16 protein-coding genes are annotated in these 16,613 nt (G+C 69.9%); 3 read left to right on the top strand and 13 right to left on the bottom strand.

Going from position 1 to position 16,613, the window contains the following annotated elements; translation table 11 throughout:
* Window positions 1-49 precede the first annotated feature (49 nt).
* Complete coding sequence (locus tag H7J06_RS06645; RefSeq protein WP_264037895.1) at window positions 50-445, top strand: MmcQ/YjbR family DNA-binding protein; 396 nt, start codon at window positions 50-52, stop codon at window positions 443-445.
* 37 nt (window positions 446-482) lie between these two features.
* Window positions 483-2,090, top strand: a complete 1,608-nt coding sequence (locus tag H7J06_RS06640) for a 4-coumarate--CoA ligase family protein (protein WP_264037894.1) — start codon at window positions 483-485, stop codon at window positions 2,088-2,090.
* A gap of 9 nt (window positions 2,091-2,099) precedes the next feature.
* Here the strand turns inward: H7J06_RS06640 and H7J06_RS06635 are convergent, their stop codons facing one another.
* Together H7J06_RS06635 and H7J06_RS06630 are read right to left on the bottom strand one after the other, a co-directional pair.
* Window positions 2,100-2,864: a hypothetical protein gene (locus H7J06_RS06635; protein ID WP_264037893.1), complete on the bottom strand. Its 765-nt coding sequence runs from the start codon at window positions 2,862-2,864 to the stop codon at window positions 2,100-2,102.
* Between the two features lie 36 nt (window positions 2,865-2,900).
* Complete coding sequence (locus tag H7J06_RS06630) at window positions 2,901-3,911, bottom strand: uroporphyrinogen decarboxylase/cobalamine-independent methonine synthase family protein (protein ID WP_264037892.1); 1,011 nt, start codon at window positions 3,909-3,911, stop codon at window positions 2,901-2,903.
* Between the two features lie 46 nt (window positions 3,912-3,957).
* Here H7J06_RS06630 and H7J06_RS06625 point away from each other — a divergent pair, with 46 nt between their 5' ends.
* Window positions 3,958-4,596: a sensor domain-containing protein gene (locus H7J06_RS06625; RefSeq protein ID WP_264037891.1), complete on the top strand. Its 639-nt coding sequence runs from the start codon at window positions 3,958-3,960 to the stop codon at window positions 4,594-4,596.
* Here the strand turns inward: H7J06_RS06625 and mnmA are convergent.
* The 11 genes from mnmA to H7J06_RS06570 all read right to left on the bottom strand — a co-directional run bounded on the left by mnmA (window position 4,593) and on the right by H7J06_RS06570 (window position 16,610).
* Window positions 4,593-5,675 carry a tRNA 2-thiouridine(34) synthase MnmA gene (mnmA, locus tag H7J06_RS06620; protein ID WP_264037890.1) on the bottom strand — a complete coding sequence of 361 codons (1,083 nt, stop codon included), beginning with the start codon at window positions 5,673-5,675 and terminating at the stop codon, window positions 4,593-4,595. The two genes, H7J06_RS06625 and mnmA, sit on opposite strands and share 4 nt — an antisense overlap.
* A gap of 2 nt (window positions 5,676-5,677) precedes the next feature.
* Window positions 5,678-6,862, bottom strand: coding sequence for a cysteine desulfurase family protein (locus H7J06_RS06615; protein ID WP_264037889.1), 1,185 nt, complete (start codon window positions 6,860-6,862; stop codon window positions 5,678-5,680).
* 33 nt (window positions 6,863-6,895) lie between these two features.
* On the bottom strand, window positions 6,896-7,747 hold the full coding sequence (locus H7J06_RS06610; protein WP_264037888.1) for a lysophospholipid acyltransferase family protein: 852 nt from the start codon (window positions 7,745-7,747) through the stop codon (window positions 6,896-6,898).
* On the bottom strand, window positions 7,744-8,577 hold the full coding sequence (locus H7J06_RS06605) for a GNAT family N-acetyltransferase (RefSeq protein WP_264037887.1): 834 nt from the start codon (window positions 8,575-8,577) through the stop codon (window positions 7,744-7,746). Before H7J06_RS06605 ends, H7J06_RS06610 begins: the two co-directional genes overlap by 4 nt.
* A 90-nt stretch (window positions 8,578-8,667) precedes the next feature.
* Window positions 8,668-9,984 (bottom strand): hypothetical protein, encoded by a 1,317-nt coding sequence (locus H7J06_RS06600; protein WP_264037886.1) that lies wholly within the window; start codon window positions 9,982-9,984, stop codon window positions 8,668-8,670.
* 310 nt (window positions 9,985-10,294) lie between these two features.
* Complete coding sequence (locus H7J06_RS06595) at window positions 10,295-10,765, bottom strand: ribose-5-phosphate isomerase (protein WP_264037885.1); 471 nt, start codon at window positions 10,763-10,765, stop codon at window positions 10,295-10,297.
* Window positions 10,762-12,507: a D-erythrulose 4-kinase gene (gene derK, locus H7J06_RS06590; protein ID WP_264037884.1), complete on the bottom strand. Its 1,746-nt coding sequence runs from the start codon at window positions 12,505-12,507 to the stop codon at window positions 10,762-10,764. Before derK ends, H7J06_RS06595 begins: the two co-directional genes overlap by 4 nt.
* Window positions 12,504-13,640 (bottom strand): ABC transporter ATP-binding protein, encoded by a 1,137-nt coding sequence (locus H7J06_RS06585; protein ID WP_264037883.1) that lies wholly within the window; start codon window positions 13,638-13,640, stop codon window positions 12,504-12,506. Before H7J06_RS06585 ends, derK begins: the two co-directional genes overlap by 4 nt.
* Window positions 13,637-14,764, bottom strand: coding sequence for an ABC transporter ATP-binding protein (locus H7J06_RS06580; RefSeq protein WP_264037882.1), 1,128 nt, complete (start codon window positions 14,762-14,764; stop codon window positions 13,637-13,639). The genes H7J06_RS06585 and H7J06_RS06580 overlap by 4 nt, the downstream gene beginning before the upstream one ends.
* Entirely contained in the window at window positions 14,764-15,654 is an 891-nt protein-coding gene (locus tag H7J06_RS06575; RefSeq protein WP_264037881.1) for a carbohydrate ABC transporter permease, read from the bottom strand. The genes H7J06_RS06580 and H7J06_RS06575 overlap by 1 nt, the downstream gene beginning before the upstream one ends.
* Window positions 15,654-16,610: a carbohydrate ABC transporter permease gene (locus H7J06_RS06570; RefSeq protein ID WP_264037880.1), complete on the bottom strand. Its 957-nt coding sequence runs from the start codon at window positions 16,608-16,610 to the stop codon at window positions 15,654-15,656. The genes H7J06_RS06575 and H7J06_RS06570 overlap by 1 nt, the downstream gene beginning before the upstream one ends.
* Window positions 16,611-16,613: the final 3 nt, after the last annotated feature.

Genomic DNA, 16,613 nt, shown 5'->3' with positions numbered 1-16,613 from the left:
CGGAACGACGGCCGACGTCAGGTGCCCAATCCGGCGATACGCTGGCGACGTGTCGCATCCGATCGCGTTCCGCGACGACGATCCCGGGCTGGCCCCACTGCGTGAGATCGCCCTCGCCTACCCCGGTGCGCACGAAAGGATCTCCCACGGCAGGCCCGGCTTCTTCGCCACCAAGATGTTCGCCATGTACGGCGGAAGCACCAAGCAGACCGGTGAGATGACAGCGGTGAACCACTGCGTGATGGTCAAGGTCGACGAGACCGAGCGCGTGGCGCTGCAGCAGGACGAGCGGTTCTTCTACCCCGCCTACGTGGGCGTTTCCGGTTGGCTCGGTCTCGACTTCACCGTCGCCGCGGTCGACTGGGACGAGGTCCGCGAGCTCGTCGACGCGTCCTACCGACTTGTCGCACCCAAGCGGTTACTGAAGGAGCTCGACGACCGATGACCGGCACTCAGCGGGCCATGGTTCGATCGGAGGCACGATGAGTTTCTCGAGCCCCTTCCCCCAGGTCCACGTTCCCACCACCAATCTGTACGACTACCTCTTCGCCGACCTCGACGACCAGGACGCCGAGCGCGTCGCGTTGGTCGACGCCAAGTCCGGTGCCGAGACGACGTACCGCGACATGGTCGCCCGCGTCGACGCGTTCGCCGGAGCCCTGGCTGCCCGCGGCGTCGGCGTCGGCGACGTGGTCGGTCTGCTGGCGCCCAACAGTTCGGCATTCGCGATCGCCTTCCACGGCATCCTGCGCGCCGGCGCCACCGCCACCACGATCAACGCGTTGTTCACCGCGAAGGACGTCGCCAAGCAGCTGACCGACGCGAAGGCGTCGATGCTGATCACGGTGACGCCGCTGCTGGCCCAGGCCGCCGACGGCGCCGCCTCGATCGGGCTGACCGCCGACCGGGTGGTCGTGCTCGACGGACCCGGTGAAGCCGCGGACGGACATCCCAACGCCGACGACCTGCTCGGCGCCGCACTCCCCGCGCCGGAGGTGACCTTCGACCCGGCCACCCACCTGGCGGCCCTGCCCTACAGCTCGGGGACGACGGGCAATCCGAAGGGCGTGATGCTCACGCATCGCAACCTGGCGGCCAACGTCGCGCAGATCCGTCCGCTGCAGGGAATGCGGGCCGACGACCGGATCCTCGCCGTGCTGCCCTTCTTCCACATCTACGGCATGACGGTGCTTCTGAACGCCGCGATGCACGCCCGGGCCCGGTTGGTCATCATGCCGAGCTTCGATCTGCTGGAGTTCCTCGACAACATTCAGACGCACAGGTGTACCTACGCCTTCATCGCGCCCCCCGTCGCGGTCGCCCTGGCCAAGCATCCCGTCGTCGAGCAGTACGACCTGTCGAGCCTGCGCGGAATCATGTCGGGCGCGGCGCCACTGGACGAAGATCTGGGCCGTGCCGTCAAGCAGCGCCTCGGGTGCCAGGTGGTACAGGGCTACGGGATGAGCGAGCTCAGCCCCGTCAGCCACGTCGCCCCCTTCGACGGCGGCCTGGAGCTCGTCGGCACCGTCGCGCCGTTGAGCTCGTGTGGCTGGACCGTGCCAAACGCCGTCAGCAAGATCGTCGACGAGTCCGGCGCCGAAATCGACCCTCCCGCATCGGGACTCAGCGAAACCGGGGAACTCTGGTTCAAGGGTCCCAACGTGATGCCCGGCTACCTGAACAACGACGAGGCCACCCGCTCGACCGTCGACGACGACGGGTTCCTGCACACCGGCGACGTCGCCCGCGTGGACTCGTCGGGGTGCGTGTACATCGTCGACCGGCTCAAGGAGCTCATCAAGTACAAGGGCTATCAGGTGCCGCCGGCCGAGCTGGAAGCGGTGCTGCTCACCCACCCCGCCGTCGCCGATGCCGCCGTCATCGGCGTCACCGACTCGGAGTCGGGCGAAGAGGTGCCAAAGGCGTTCGTAGTCAAGCAATCCGGTGCCGAACTGACCGAACGCGAGGTGATGGACTTCGTCGCCGAGCACGTCGCCCCGTACAAGAAGGTGCGACAGGTGGCCTTCATCGACGCGATCCCCAAGTCCGCGTCGGGGAAGATCCTGCGCAAGGATCTGCGGACGCCGTAAGACTCGCGCCTACCGGCTGACGAGCTGCGAGGCCGACTTCGTCGCGCGCGCCTGGCGGTGACCCAGCCACACGCCGGCGATCGGCGCCAGGAGCAAGCCGGCGATGCCGAATATCGTGCCGGTGGGCCAGCCCGGCCGCACCGTCGCCCACGACGGCGGCGCCGGCAACTCGAGTGGCGGTGCCGGAGCGGCCCGCACGGCCACGGGCGCAGGCGTCGCGACGGGCGCGAGGATGGGCGCGACGGGCGGCCGCACGGCGACGACGAAACGCGGTGGGGTCGGCGCCTCACTCACGACGGTGGGGACACGCACCGGGGCGGGTGGGCGTCCGTTGCCGAAGACGGCACGCGGAGGGCGAGGAGCCGCCGCCGGCTGAACGGGGCTGACGCCGCCACGGCCGGTCCTGGCGGGCGACGGAGAGACGGGCGCGACGATTGGTGCGGCGGGTGGCGCCGCCGCGGCGGCGACCCCCCGTGACGCCGTCGATGTCGCCGTCGCCGGCACGACGACGAGGCTTGGGGAACCCCTGCCCGCGGTGACGTGCCCGCCCTGCGACCCGCCGGGGTGGTCGTCGCCACGTGGTCCGCGTTGCTGCCGAGGCCCGCGAGAATCGTGGCGGTCACCGCGGGAATGTCCACCGTCGCGGGAATGGCCCGAGGGCGACCCGAAATGCCCCCGGTCCGCAACGGCAACGGCCGCGCCGGGGCCGCCGGCCATGGTGATCGCCAGCGCAACGGCGACACCGGCCGCGAGGCGCATCGACGACGTGACCACGGAGCTCCCTGACCGATTGGGGTAACTGAGCAAACCCTACGCCGCGCTGGGATCCTGGGCGATGCCATCGGCCACCTTCTGTGCCAACTCGATCGCGGTGCGCGCCCACTCCTGGGTGGCGCCGGCGAGACCGCAGGCCGGCGTGACACCGGTGCGGTCGCGCAGCACCTCCCTGGAGAAGCCCAGCCGGTCGGTGATCGACGCGGCAGCCGTGGCCACCTCCCGCGGCGACGTCGGGCGGTCGGGCGCCTGCACGGGGATCACCCCGAGCATCACGACCCGGCCCGACTCCACGAACTCGCCGATGCCGTCCAGGTCGGCCGCGGACAACGTGGCGACGTCGACCGATATCGCAGTCAAAGTGCTGCGCTGCAACAACTTCCACGGCAGATCAGCGGCACAGCAGTGCAGGGAGACGTCGCCGCCGATTCTCTCGACGCACGCGTCGAGCAGGCCCTGCGCCACCGCTTCGTCGACCGGATGAACGGGTGAGAAACTGGTCACCCCGGTGAGGCGCCCGGCCAGCGCGGCGGGCAGCGACGGCTCGTCGAGCTGGACCACGACCGGCACGTCGAGGCGGCGGGCGAGCTCGGACCGGTGAAGTGCGACGCCCTCGGCGAGGCTGTCGACGAGGTCGCGCACCGCCCCCGCATCGGTGATCGCGCGATGCCCGTTGGGCAGTTCCAGGTGCGCCGCCAGCGTGATCGGCCCCGGTGCCTGCACCTTGACGGTCCGCGATCCACCCCGTAAACCCGCCCGCTCCCACGCCTCTTCGAGGGCGTCGACGTCCTCGTCGAGGAGGCTCACCGCGCGGCGCAGGGCGGAGCTTCGACCGGGGGCCAAGCGGTAGCCGCGGGGCACGGTGTCGATGCCGACGTCGACCAGCAGGGCGCCCGCGCGACCGATCAGATCGGCGCCCACCCCGCGGGCGGGCAGCTCGACGAGGTGCGTCAAGTCGTGCAGCTCACCGACCACCACTTCGGCTGCCTCACGGGCCGTCGTGCCTGGCCAGGATCCGATGCCGGTTGCCGCGGCGAAAACGCTCACGCGGCCAACACTATTCGATGACCGCAGTGGCGAGTTACCGTCGAGCATGCCCGCGTCCCGCCCGAGGTTGCTGCTGGCGGTGTGCGCGGCCGCGCTCGCGGTCGGGTGCAGCACCACCGTCGCCGGCACTCCCGTGGCGTCCGCGCCGGGAATCGACGAGCCGTCGCGGTCGCCGGTCGACGCGGACGACGTGCTGCTCGACCAGTCCCGGATGCGGGCCATCACCGGCGGCGGCGACGATCTCACGATCATCCCCAGCATGGACGGCAAGTCGCCAGTCGACGTCGGCGTGCTCGCCGACCGCGTCCCACCACAGTGCGCGTGGCTGTTCGCCGAGACGCAGACGTTCGGCAGCCAGCTCGAGGACTTCCACAAGACGACCTACCAGAACCCGCCGATGGGCGCGTTGATCTCGCAGGGCGTGGGGGCGTACCGCGACGTCGCGGCGGCGCGCGAGGCGTTCGACGGCCTGGTCGGGCGGGTCGACGCGTGCGGATCGTCGACCGCCGGGTACATCGGGGACTGGACGGCGGGCCACGACGCCATCCGCACCCGCACCAGCAGCGAGTGCGGTCGGGACTACCGGCTGAAGTCCGTGGCCCTGGTCGAGGTCACGTTCTGCGAATTTCCGGAGTCGGTGCCCGACATCGTGATGACGAACATCCTGGAGCGCATCCCCGATTAGCGCTGCCGGTCGGCGACCGCAATCGTGGCGCTCGCGAGAACCTCGTCGCCCTCGGGGTCGGGACGGTAGAGCACCATCGTCTGGCCGGTTGCGACCCCACGCAGCGGGCTCCGAAGGTTGGCGACCAGGGTGCCGTCGCGTACCTCCGCCACGGCGGCGGCGATGCCACCGTGGGCGCGGACCTGAACCTCGCACTCCACGGGCCCGTCCAGCGGCGACCCCGCCGTGAACACCGGCCGCTCCCCGACCAGATGCCACACGTCGAGGTCGCCGGCGCCGCCGACGTGGACGGTGCCGCTCTCGGCGTCGATGGCCGTGACGTATCGGGGTAGGCCGTCCGGCCCGGGTCCGGCGATGCCAAGGCCCTTGCGCTGTCCGATCGTGAACCCGTGGACGCCGTCGTGTTCGGCCAGCACGGTGCCGCCCGCGTCGACGACGGCGCCGCGCCGGACGCCGATCCGGGCACCGAGGAAGGCCTTGGTGTCACCCGACGGGATGAAGCAGATGTCGTGGCTGTCGGGCTTGCCCGCCACCGCCAGGCCGCGCTCGGCGGCCTCTTCGCGGATCCGGGGCTTGGGGGTGTCCCCGATCGGGAAGATCGCGGTCGCCAGCTGCCGGGCGGTCAGCACGCCGAGGACGTAGGACTGGTCCTTGTCGCCGTCGACCGCGCGGCGCAGCCGGCCGTCGACGAGGCGGGCGTAGTGACCGGTGGCCAGCGCGTCGAACCCAAGCGCGAGGGCGCGGGCCGAGAGGGCCGAGAACTTGACCTTCTCGTTGCATCGCACACAGGGATTGGGGGTCTCGCCGCGTGCGTAGGACGCAACGAAGTCGTCGATCACGTCTTCCTTGAAGCGGTCGGCGAAGTCCCAGACGTAGAACGGGATGTCGAGGATGTCGGCGACCCGCCGGGCGTCACCCGCGTCCTCCTTCGAGCAGCACCCGCGGGAGCCGGTGCGCAACGTGCCCGGCGCCGACGACAGGGCCAGGTGAACTCCGACCACGTCGTGGCCGGCGTCGACCATCCTCGCGGCGGCCACCGACGAGTCGACGCCGCCGCTCATCGCAACCAGGACGCGCATGATTACTTCAGCCCCGCACTGGCCAACGCGGCCTGTCGGGCCCGGTCCACCGCCGCGGGCAGCACGGCGAGAACGGCGTCCACGTCGGCCTCGGTGCTGGTGTGCCCCAACGAGAATCGCAGGGAGCCGCGCGCGCTCACCGGGTCGGCGCCCATGGCGATCAGGACGTGCGACGGCCGCGCCACGCCGGCGGTGCAAGCCGACCCGGTGGAGCACTCGATTCCCTTGGCGTCCAACAACATCAGCAGTGCATCGCCCTCGCAGCCGCGAAAGGTGAAGTGCGTGTTGCCCGGAAGTCGGGCGTCGCCGTCGGCCCCGTTCAGGTCCACGTCGTCCATGGCCGACAGCACCCCGTCGACCAGCCTGTCCCGCAACGCCGAGATGCGCGCCCGGTTGACGTCCAGACCGTCGACGGCCACCTGAGCTGCCGCAGCCATCGCCACTGCGCCCGCCACGTCCGGAGTGCCAGAGCGGACGTCACGCTCCTGCCCCCCGCCGTGCAGCAGCGGCACGCAGGCGGTGTCGCGACGCAGCAGCAGCGCCCCGACGCCGGTGGGGCCGCCAAACTTGTGAGCCGCCACGCTCATCGCGGACAGCCCGCTGGCCGCGAAGTCGACCGGCAGCTGGCCGACGGCTTGGATGGCGTCGCTGTGCATCGGCACGTCGAACTCGGCGGCGACGGCGGCCAGTTCGGGGATCGGCATGATGGTGCCGACCTCGTTGTTCGCCCACATGATCGTCACCAGCGCGACGTCGTCGTGCTCGTCGAGCGCCTGCCGGAGGGCGGCCGCGGTGACCCCGCCGTCGGGGCCGACGGGCAGCCAGGTGACCTCGGCGCCCTCGTGGTCGACCAGCCACTCCACCGCGTCGAGGATTGCGTGGTGCTCGACCGGGGTGGTGACGATTCTGCGACGCGTGGGCTCGGCGTCGCGGCGGGCCCAGAAGATGCCCTTGACGGCGAGGTTGTCACTCTCGGTGCCGCCGGCGGTGAAGATGATCTCCGAGGGGCGTGCCCCGAGGAGCCCGGCCAGCGTCTCGCGCGCCTCCTCCATCCGGCGACGGGCCGCGCGGCCCGCAGTGTGCAGGGACGACGCGTTGCCGACCGTCGCCAGCGCTGCCGTCATGGCCTCGATGGCGGCGGGATGCATCGGGGTGGTGGCGGCGTGATCCAGGTAGACGGCGCTCATGGCCCGTCAAGGATACCGGCAGGCCGGTCTGCCTCAGGCGACCAGCGCGTGCCCGTGGGCCGGACGGGCCTCGAGCACCGTCTCACCACGCACCGCGGCCTCGCATCTGGCCGCCAGCTCGCGACGGTCGTCGCCGGGCAGCTGCAAAGACTGCACGCGTACCTGACACACGGTGAGACGAGCGGTGAGGACCCGCCGGACCGACTGCAGGAGCGAGTCGTCGCCGATGAAGGCGGGGATGGTCGACGGCTGCCCGTCGCGGTGGTGATAGGTCAGCCGCAGCGGTTGCACGGGCCGGCCCGCGTCGACGGCGCCCTGGAACATCGCGGGCCGGAAGCTGCCGTAGGCGACGCCGCACCACGTCGTGCCCTCGGGGAAGGCGACGACCGTCTGGCCGGCGGCCAACCGGTCGGCGACGGTGCTCACGACCTCGGGCAGTCGTCGCAGGCTGGCGCGTTCGATCGGGATGACCTTCATCAGTCGGGCGAGGACACCCAGTGCGGGCCAGTCGACGAGGTCCGCGCGGGCGACGAACGAGCCGGGCAGCACGGCGCCGATGACGAAGACGTCGACCCAGGACACGTGGCCGCTGACCACCAGCACGCCGCTGAGGTTGCGAATGGGCCCGCCGGAGGTGGTGACCCGCACGCCGAGGCAGCGGAGCATCAGCCGGCAGTACAGGCGCTGTGCGCGCGCCTTGCCGGGCATGGGCAGCGCGAGCAGGACCGCGGTGGGCAGCACCAACAGTGCGCACACGACGCGAACGGCCGTGCGCGCCATCATCACGACGCGACGCACGCCGTGCACGGTGTCGCACCGTACGCACGACGCGTCACACGACGCCCTGGGCAGCCATGGGCTGTCGACCACCGTGTGGCTGCTCATCGGGCCGTCCCGTCGGACATGTCGCTCGCCTGCGACACCGACCGCAAACGCTGCAGGTACCTGACGTCGGCGTGGCGCTTGTCGAGCAGCGCGGGGAAGTCGCCGACGCCGAAGTCGGGGTCGTGAGCCGGGTCGCCGCACACCTCGGCGCCCAGTCGGAGGTAGCCCCGCATCAGCGGCGGCAGGGTGGCTCGGGCGGGCGGCGCGATCTCGTCGAGCCCCATGCCGTCCAGGACGACCGGTCGGTGCGGGTGGACGGTGAAGGGCGACGCGTGGCGCTTGCGGACGAAGTCGCGCACACCACGGATCTGGGAGCCCGGCGCCTCGTCGGGCGAGCCCTGCACGGGCACCGACACGCAGCCGGTGACGTAGTCGTAGCCGCTGCGGTCGAGGTAGGCCAGGATGCCCGCCCACATCAGCAGGACGACACCGCCGTTGCGGTGATCCTGGCGCACGACGGCTCGTCCCATTTCGACCAGCGACGGCCGCAGCGCGTCGAGTTCGCGGACGTCGAATTCGGTGGCGCTGTAGAGCCCACCGGCGGCGATCGCGCCTGGCGGCGGCAGCATCCGGTAGCAGCCGACGAGTTCGCCCGAGTGATCCTCCCTGACAAGGAGGTGGTCGCAGTATTCGTCGAATCGGTCGGAGTCCCGCCCGTCGGCGCCTCCGACGAGCTCGAACCCGGGCTCTGAGGTGAACACCTCGTGACGCAGGCGTTGGGCGTCGTCGACGAGAGTGGGGTCGGTGGAGAGCAGGAGGGTGTAGCGCGGCGTCGTCGTGGCTGCAGCGGCGGGTTGATCAGCGGCGATGAGTACGGAGGCAGTGCTCATGGCGGCCACGGTGCTTCAGTAGGACAGCGCCTGAGCAAGCACAGCGTGACGTGTCAATGCACGCCAGGTGACGAGTTGGACTCGGCAGCCCTAGACGGCCTTGTCGAGGACCTGCGTCGTCGAGGACTCCGAACCCACGACCCGCAGGGCCGGCCGACGGTCGACCTTGACCGCGGGCTGCACGACACGTGGTGTGCGCGAACGCATCTCGACCTGTGAGCTGGAGCGCACGACGCCCACCGGCCCTGAGCCGACGAACCGCGAGATGGCCGTGTTCGGCAACGCCGACGCCGCCCTGGCCTGGCGATAACCGACGCGGATGCCCGCGGCACAGGTGGTGAGCAGTCCCAGGATGCCGGGGAGCGCCCAGGCTGCCAGCGCGGTGAGCGACACCGTGGCGACGAACGCCCCGATGGCGTGTTCCACCGTGGAGAGCACGTCGTTCTTGCCCGACGGCTCCGGGGCGCTCGCCGGCGGCGTCGCCTCGACGGGGCCGCTGACGGGGCCCTTGGTCGCGACGTCCATCGGGACGACCGGCAGGGCGGGCGCGACCGTGGCGGGGTCGCCCGCCGCCCCGAGAAGGGAGGAGAGGTCGGGCGCCGCGGACCACACGGGTGTCGCGGGATCGGGGGTGACGGTCCTCATCTGCCGGGGCAGGCCGGTCGAGGCTCCGATGGACGGGGTCGCGACCGTCGTGTCCACGCCGAGCAGACCGGCGAGGTCGGACGGCAGCGTCGTGAGCGACGTACCGGCGTCGCCGGCGGAGGTGAGGACGTTCTCGAGGGAGGCGAGCACGTCGGAGATCGGTGTCGTCGACGTCGGGAGGCCGGCGACGACGCCGGGGACCGCGGCGATCGAGTTGGCGAGCGAAGTAACCGCGTTCGCCACCGGGGCGCCCGGGTTCTTGTTGGCCTGCGGGGGCGCGGCGGGCGCCGACACCGGAGCCGGATCGACTTGCTGGTCCGGCGCCGTCTGTTCGGGTGCCGTCTGCTCGGGCGCGGCCTGGTCGGATGCGGCTTGTTCGGGTGCGGTGGTCGCCGACTCCTCCGGCGGCGTCGGCGTCGCGGGCGTCGCGGTGGTGGGCGCCGTGCTGCCGTACACCGTCGGGCTGCCGCCAAACGTCGTCTTCGGCGACTTGGGGATCATCGACGGAATCTGGCCGGGCCTGGTCAGCGTGCTCAGCGCGCCGGTGACACCTTGAACCGTGCCTTGCAACGAGTTCTCCACGGCCTTGCGCACGTTGTCGGCGAAGGTCCCCACCGGGTTGTGGGTGGGGCCGGCTGCCGCGCCGGACGCCGAACCGTCGGAATCCACGTCCGCCGAGGCGACCGCTCCGCCGGCACCGGCGATCATGAAGCCGGTCGAGAGCACGCAGGCGCCCGCAGCGACGCGCAGATGCGTTGACAAGGCGACCTCCTCGTACCAGCTAGCGGCCCACGCGGTGGGCACTTACCGACAATCGTCCCACATCATTGAGGCCAGCTATCGAGATTGTGCCGTGAATCAGAGCCGCTGACTACGAATGGCACACAATATTCTTCCCCCCGTCGGGTGGCCGATCCCCGGCAGAGCAGCTCGTGGGATCCGCACGTCACGGGCACCTTTCGTCGCTGAGGCCACACCCTCGAGCCGAAACTCCAGCTCAACGACGGGAACACTCAGTACGCCGACTTGGCTGTCACCAATCAATGTGGTCGCAAACTGCGCGCGAGGCGTATCAGGGCGCGACGGACTCCGATTCGTAACCACAGATCGCGTCGACCTTCTCAGCAGAGGCACTGGTCGGGTCGAATTCGTAGCCCAGCCATTCACGGGCCAGGCGCCGCGCCAATTCCAGTCCGATCACGCGTTGCCCGAAGCACAGCACCTGTGCGTTGTTGGACAGCACCGACCGCTCCACCGAGAACCCGTCGTGCGCGGTGACCGCGCGGATGCCGGGCACCTTGTTGGCGCTGATCGCCACGCCGAGCCCGGTCCCGCACACCAGCAGCGCACGGTCGGCCTTCCCCTCGGCGACGAGTCGGGCGGCGGCGACCGCGACGTGCGGATAGGCGGTGTGTTCGTCGGTGCCGACACCGACGTCGGTGACGTCGGAGACGCGGTCGTCGGCCATGAGGTCCCGCTTGAGGGCCTCCTTGTATTCGGATCCTGCGTCGTCGCACCCGACGACGATTCGTAGACCGGTCATTGACTCTCTCCCTCGGATTTACGTGCGAAGCAATCGGCGACGGTGTGGGCGATCATCGCCAACGACGTCGCGCCGGCATCGGGGGTTCCGACGCTGCGCTCCGCGAGCGGTCGGGCCCGCCCGACCCGTGGTCGCATGTCCGCCGTGCCACGAGCGGCGTCGGTGGCGACCTGGGCGGCGGCCCGCCATGAAGCCTGCCACGTCTCGCCGTCGGACACCCGACGCTGCAGTTCCTCGACGAACGGCAGCATGGCGTCGAGCATCGTCTTGTCCCCCGGCGAGGCGCCGCCGAGCTGGATGAGGGCGTCGTAGCCGTCGCGCATCGCCGCCGCGACGGTGTCCGAGTCGGGCCGCCCGGTGTCGCCCAGCCGGGCACCGACGGCGTTGAGCAGCGCGCCCCAGAGCACCCCGGACGTGCCACCGGCCTTCGCGGCCCACTCCCGACCCGCCGCCGCGAGGACCGAACCCTGGCCCGCGCCGCTCTTGGAGGCGGCGGCCGCGGCGACGCGAGCCGCCGAGGAGCCCTTGACCATGCCGCGACCGTGGTCGCCGTCGCCGGCGACGGCGTCGATGCGGCCCAGCTCTTCTTCGACGCCGGCCAGCATTCCCGCCACGGCGTCGAGTGCCTTGACGACGAAGCGCCCACCGGCGCGGCCGTCGTCGTCGGCGAGCTCCGCCACGTCCTGCGTGGGGGCCGCCGCATCGGCGGCGGCGTCCGTGCGTCGCTCGCCCGAATCGGTCTGTCCCGCAACGCCCTTGCGGTATGCCGGCGTGTCGGCCGGCGCCGTCCAGTACTTCTCGAGTTCGTCGTCGAGCCACATCACGGTCAGCGAGCACCCGGCCATGTCGAGGCTGGTGACCAGTTCGCCGACCTCGGGTTCGACGACCTCGTAGCCACGCTCCCGCAGCAGCCGGGACGCCGTGCCCCACACGACGAACAGCTCCTCGTACTTCGTGCGACCGAGCCCGTTGAGGATCACCGCGATCCGCCGGAAGTCGGTGGTCGGCTGGTCCTCCAGCACGCCCTCGACGAGGGTCACCGCGAGGTCGGCGGCCGACGGCATCGGCTCGTCGCGCACGCCCGGCTCACCGTGAATGCCAAGGCCGACGCCCATCTGCTTGTCGGGCACCGTGAACAGCGGGGCGTCGGCACCGGGCAGCGTGCACCCGTCGAACGCCACGCCGAGAGTTCTGGTGGCCGCGTTGGCGGCTTCCGCCACGCGGATGACGCCGGCGATGTCGAGGCCGTCCTCCGCCGCGGCCGAGGCGCACTTGAACACGGTGAAATCGCCTGCGATGCCGCGTCTCTTGGCTTCCTCACCGGCGGGCGCGCTGGCGATGTCGTCGGTCACCGCGAAGTAGTGGGCGTCGATTCCCTCGCCGCGGAGCTGGGTCACGGCGAGACCGAAGTTCATCACGTCGCCGGCGTAGTTGCCGGTGGTCAGCAGAACGCCCGCGTCACCGTGGGCGGCGCGTGCCACCGACGCGGCCTCCTCGGCGGACGGCGAGGTGAAGATGTTGCCGACTACCGCACCGTCGGCGAAGCCTGGCCCGACCGTTCCGCAGAACGCCGGATAGTGCCCCGAACCGCCGCCGATGACGACGGCCACCTTTCCCGGCGGGGTCTCGTGGGCGCGCACCACGCCGCCCGGGACGCCCGCGACGTACGTCGAATTGGCGTCCAGGAACCCGACGAGCATGTCCTCGGTGAACCGCGCAGGGTCGTTGAACAGCTTCGTCATCGCAGTCGATCTCCCGTCTCGGTGTCGAAAAGGTACACCCGCTCGGGCGGGGCACCGACGACGACCTTCTGCTCGGGTTCGTAGCGTTCCTGCGCTGGCGTCTGCACGACGATGCCCTCCTGCACGCCCGCCACCGTGGTGGTGGCCAGGCCGAACTCGAGGAGGTGCTCGAAGTACGCGACGGTGGTCTGCAGCCCCGTCCCCTGCGCGGCCGACACCGTGGCATCCTGCGGGCGAATGCCCACGGCGACCTCGGTGCCGTCGGCCACGCCGGTCACGGTGGTCTCCAACGATCCTGCGTCCGAACCGATCTCGACCCGAACCGTGCCGCCGTCGGACCTCGCCACACCGTGGACCACGTTGATCTGCGGTTCACCGACGAACTGGGCGACGAACAGGTTGGCCGGGTCGTCGAACACCTCGTCGGGCGTGCCGAACTGTTGCACCACCCCGGCGTCCATCACCGCGAGCCTGTCGGCCAGCGACAGCGCCTCGACCTGGTCGTGGGTGACGACGATCGTGGTGTAGCCGAATTCCCTTTGCAGGACCTTCAATTCGCGCCGGACCCGTTGCCGGGCCGAGGCATCCAGGTGGCTGAGCGGCTCGTCGAGCAGCAGCACGGGCGGGTTGCGCACCAGGGCGCGCGCCAGCGCCACGCGCTGCTTCTGGCCGCTGGACAACCCCGCCGGGCGCAGGTCCATCATGTCGTCCATCTCCAGCCGGGTGCTGATCGACGACACCATCTGCTCGGCACCCTTGACCTTGCGGGCCTTGAGTCCGTACAGAAGGTTCTCGCGCACCGACATCGGCGGGTACAGCGCGTAACTCTCGAAGCCCACCCCGATGCCGCGCTTCGACGCGGGCAGCTGCGAGATCTCCCGGTCGCCGATTTTGATCGAGCCGCTGGTCACCGTCTCCAGCCCGGCGATCATCCGCAGGGTGGTGGTCTTGCCGCAGCCCGAGGGACCCAGCAGGGCGATCAGCTCCCCCGGCGCGATGTCGAGGTTGATGCCCTTCACCGCTGCGAAGCTCTCCCGCCCCTTGGCCATGTAGGTCTTCACCAGGTCGGTCAGGGTCAGGCTCTGGGCCGTGGCGGTCGTGGGACCCGCCGCGGCGGTGGTCGTGGTGGTCACTGTGCTGCCTCCAAGGTCTCGTGGCCCGCGCCCAGTCGTGAGGTGTCACCCTCACCCGCGGCGAACACGTGAACGTCGTGCTCGGCCACGGTCATCGAGACCTGGCCGCCTTCGTCGACGCCCTCGCGTCCGGACGCCAGCACGATCAGCTGCTCGCCGCCCATGTCCACCGTCAGCTCGATGTTGCGACCGAGTCGTTCGGCCAGGGTGATCGTGCCCGTCAGCCGCGGCGCCGAACCGTCCTGACTCGGACCGGCGATCACGTGGAGGTCGCAGGGCCGCAACCCCACTCGCACGCGGTCTCCCCCTCGCACGTCGACCCCGGTGGGTACCGGCACGTCGAACGCGCCGCCGCCGAGCCGAATTCGGCCGTCCTCGACCTCCCCGTCGAGCAGGTTGATCTCCGGCTGCCCGAGGGCTCGGGCGACGAACGTGTCGGCGGGACTGCGCCAGATCTCCTCCGGGGTGCCGATCTGCACCAGCGAACCCTCCCTCAGCACCGCGATGCGGTCACCGAGGGCCAGTGCCTCCTGGTAGTCGTGTGTCACGTAGACCGTGGTGGTCTTCGACATGGCGCCCAGTTGCTTGAGCTCTGCCCGCATCGCCGCCCGCAGCTTCGCGTCCAGATGGCTGAGCGGTTCGTCGAGCAGGTAGACGTCGGCGGGACGCACCAGCACCCGACCGAGCGCCACCCGTTGCCGCTGGCCGTTGGACAGTTCTCGCGGGAATCGCTTGAGCAGGTGGTTGATTCCGAGGGTCGTGGTGACCTGGTCGATGCGCTCCTTCTGTTGCGCGTCGGTGTACTTGCCCGTCCGCCCGGACTTCAGCGGCGACGCCAGGTTCTCGCTGACCGTCTTCTGCGGGTAGAGCGCGTAGCTCTCGAAGGCCATGGCGACGTTGCGGTGGTAGGGCTCCACCAGGGTGACGTCGTTGCCGCCGATGGTCACCGAGCCGCCGTCGACGTCGACCAGGCCGGCCACCGACTTCAGCGTCGTCGTCTTCCCGGCGCCGCTGGGCCCGAGGATGACGAAGAACTCGCCGTCGGCGATGTCGACCGAGAGGTCTCGCACCGCCTGCGTCTTTCCGTAGGACTTGGACAGACTCTTGAGGGTTACCGTAGCCATCAGGCCTTCACCGCCCCAAAGGACAGGCCCCGCACCAGATATCTCTGGATGGTGAGCGCCAATATCAGTGGTGGCAGCGCGGCGATGATCGCCGCCGCGGCCGTCAGGTTGTAGTACGCCTGCCCACCGCCGCCGAGGAACTTGGTGATGGCGACGGTCACCGTGCCCGCGTTGCTGTCGGCCAGGATCAGCGGGAAGACGTAGTTGTTCCAGGCGAAGATGAACGCCAGGAGCGCCGCCGCGGCGATGCCGGGCCGCACGATGGGCAGTGCCACCATGACGAATGCCCGGGTGCGGCTGTAGCCGTCGAGCAGGGCCGCCTGCTCCAGGTCCTCCGGCAGGTCCTCGAAGTATGACCGCAGGATCCACACCACCAGCGGCATGGTGACCAGCTGCAGCACCCAGATCATTCCGACCTTGGTGTCGAAGAGTCCGATCTGGTTGTAGATCACGAACAGCGGAACGATCACCATGAGTTCCGGGGCGAACCGGAACGACAGCATCTGGAACATCAAGTCGTTGCTGCCCTTGTACTTCCAGCGTCCCGCCGCATACGCCGCGGGGATGCCGATGACCAGCGAGACGATGACGGCGCCGCCGCAGTTGATCAGGCTGGTCAACATCGCGGTCTTGAAGTCGACGCTGGTCATCTGAGTGCCCTTGTCGGACAACACGGTGGCGAAGTTCGACCAGCTGGGACTGAACTGGAAGTAGGTGGTGGTCTGCTCCTCGGCGTTCTTCAGCGCCAGGATCACCATCCACACGATGGGGAACAGCGAGAACACGAACCAGACGACCACCCCGATGTCGGCGACGACGGAGCCGACGCCGAGCCGCTTCTGCCCGGGCAGGAGTTCACTGCGGGTGGGCTTGAACTTCGCGAGTGCCATTAGGACTCCGCTCCCGCAGCACGACGCTGCGCCTTGCCGAGCACGCTGACGAGATAGCGCGCGGTGATGAACACGATGATCCAGAGCAGCAGCATGTAGGTGCTGCCTCGCGAGTAGTCGAGGTTGATGATCGAGTCCTCGAACGCGCCGATCTGCAGGGTTCTGGTGGCCACGCCGGGCCCACCGGCGGTGAGCACGTAGATGTGGTCGAACACCTTGAGGTTGTCCATGAAGCGGAAGATGACGGCGACCAGGATGTAGGGCCAGAGCATCGGCAGCATGAGCTTGCGGAACATGTAGAACCAACTGGCTCCGTCGACCTCGGACGCCTCGAAAGGCTCCTTCGGCAGCGACCGGATACCGGCCAGCACCAGGATCGCCACGAACGGGGTGAAGATCCACAGGTCGACCAGGATCACCGAGAACAGGGCGTTGCTGCTGGACAACCAGTCGAAGGTGTTGCCCAGCCCCAGAACGTGATTCAGGATGCCGAACTGCGGGTTGAACATCAGTTTCCAGATGACGCCCGCGATCACCGGGGCGATCATCAGCGGCAGGATCAAGACCTTCTCGAAGATCTTGCCGATGATGCTGGAGCGGTTGAGCAGCAGGGCCAGTCCGACTCCCAGAGCGGTCTCGACCAGGGTGGCGAGGACGGCGAAGATCGCCGTCGTGCGCACGCTGTACCAGAAGACCTGGTCCCCGAGAACGGACTTGAAGTTGTCGAACCAGACGAAGTGCGGGTTCGGGTTGACCGCCGCGTAGTTGAGGAAGGCGTAGTAGGCGCCCACCACGAACGGGTACAGGATGCCGATGACGATGACCAGGGCCGGTATCGACAGCAGGTAGGGACGGAGCTTGCGGCGCCAGGTCGGCACCTCGGGCAGGGTGCGCCGCTGCGCGTCGGCAGGCCGATCCGGCGACGTCGCCGGTGCCTTCGGGGTTTGAGTGGTCATGGC

The organism is Mycolicibacterium hodleri (genome assembly GCF_025822245.1).
Taxonomy (GTDB): domain Bacteria; phylum Actinomycetota; class Actinomycetes; order Mycobacteriales; family Mycobacteriaceae; genus Mycobacterium; species Mycobacterium hodleri.
The sequence above is the reverse complement of the archived record's forward strand: the minus strand, read 5'-3'. Positions and strand labels throughout refer to the sequence as shown.

Coding starts and splice junctions, on each gene's coding strand:
- H7J06_RS06640 (WP_264037894.1), top strand. CDS start 483: ATGAGTTTCTCGAGCCCCTTCCCCCAGGTCCACGTTCCCACCACCAAT.
- H7J06_RS06625 (WP_264037891.1), top strand. CDS start 3,958: ATGCCCGCGTCCCGCCCGAGGTTGCTGCTGGCGGTGTGCGCGGCCGCG.
- mnmA (WP_264037890.1), bottom strand. CDS start 5,675: ATGCGCGTCCTGGTTGCGATGAGCGGCGGCGTCGACTCGTCGGTGGCC.
- H7J06_RS06615 (WP_264037889.1), bottom strand. CDS start 6,862: ATGAGCGCCGTCTACCTGGATCACGCCGCCACCACCCCGATGCATCCC.
- H7J06_RS06610 (WP_264037888.1), bottom strand. CDS start 7,747: ATGAGCAGCCACACGGTGGTCGACAGCCCATGGCTGCCCAGGGCGTCG.
- H7J06_RS06605 (WP_264037887.1), bottom strand. CDS start 8,577: ATGAGCACTGCCTCCGTACTCATCGCCGCTGATCAACCCGCCGCTGCA.
- H7J06_RS06595 (WP_264037885.1), bottom strand. CDS start 10,765: ATGACCGGTCTACGAATCGTCGTCGGGTGCGACGACGCAGGATCCGAA.
- derK (WP_264037884.1), bottom strand. CDS start 12,507: ATGACGAAGCTGTTCAACGACCCTGCGCGGTTCACCGAGGACATGCTC.
- H7J06_RS06580 (WP_264037882.1), bottom strand. CDS start 14,764: ATGGCTACGGTAACCCTCAAGAGTCTGTCCAAGTCCTACGGAAAGACG.
- H7J06_RS06575 (WP_264037881.1), bottom strand. CDS start 15,654: ATGGCACTCGCGAAGTTCAAGCCCACCCGCAGTGAACTCCTGCCCGGG.
- H7J06_RS06570 (WP_264037880.1), bottom strand. CDS start 16,610: ATGACCACTCAAACCCCGAAGGCACCGGCGACGTCGCCGGATCGGCCT.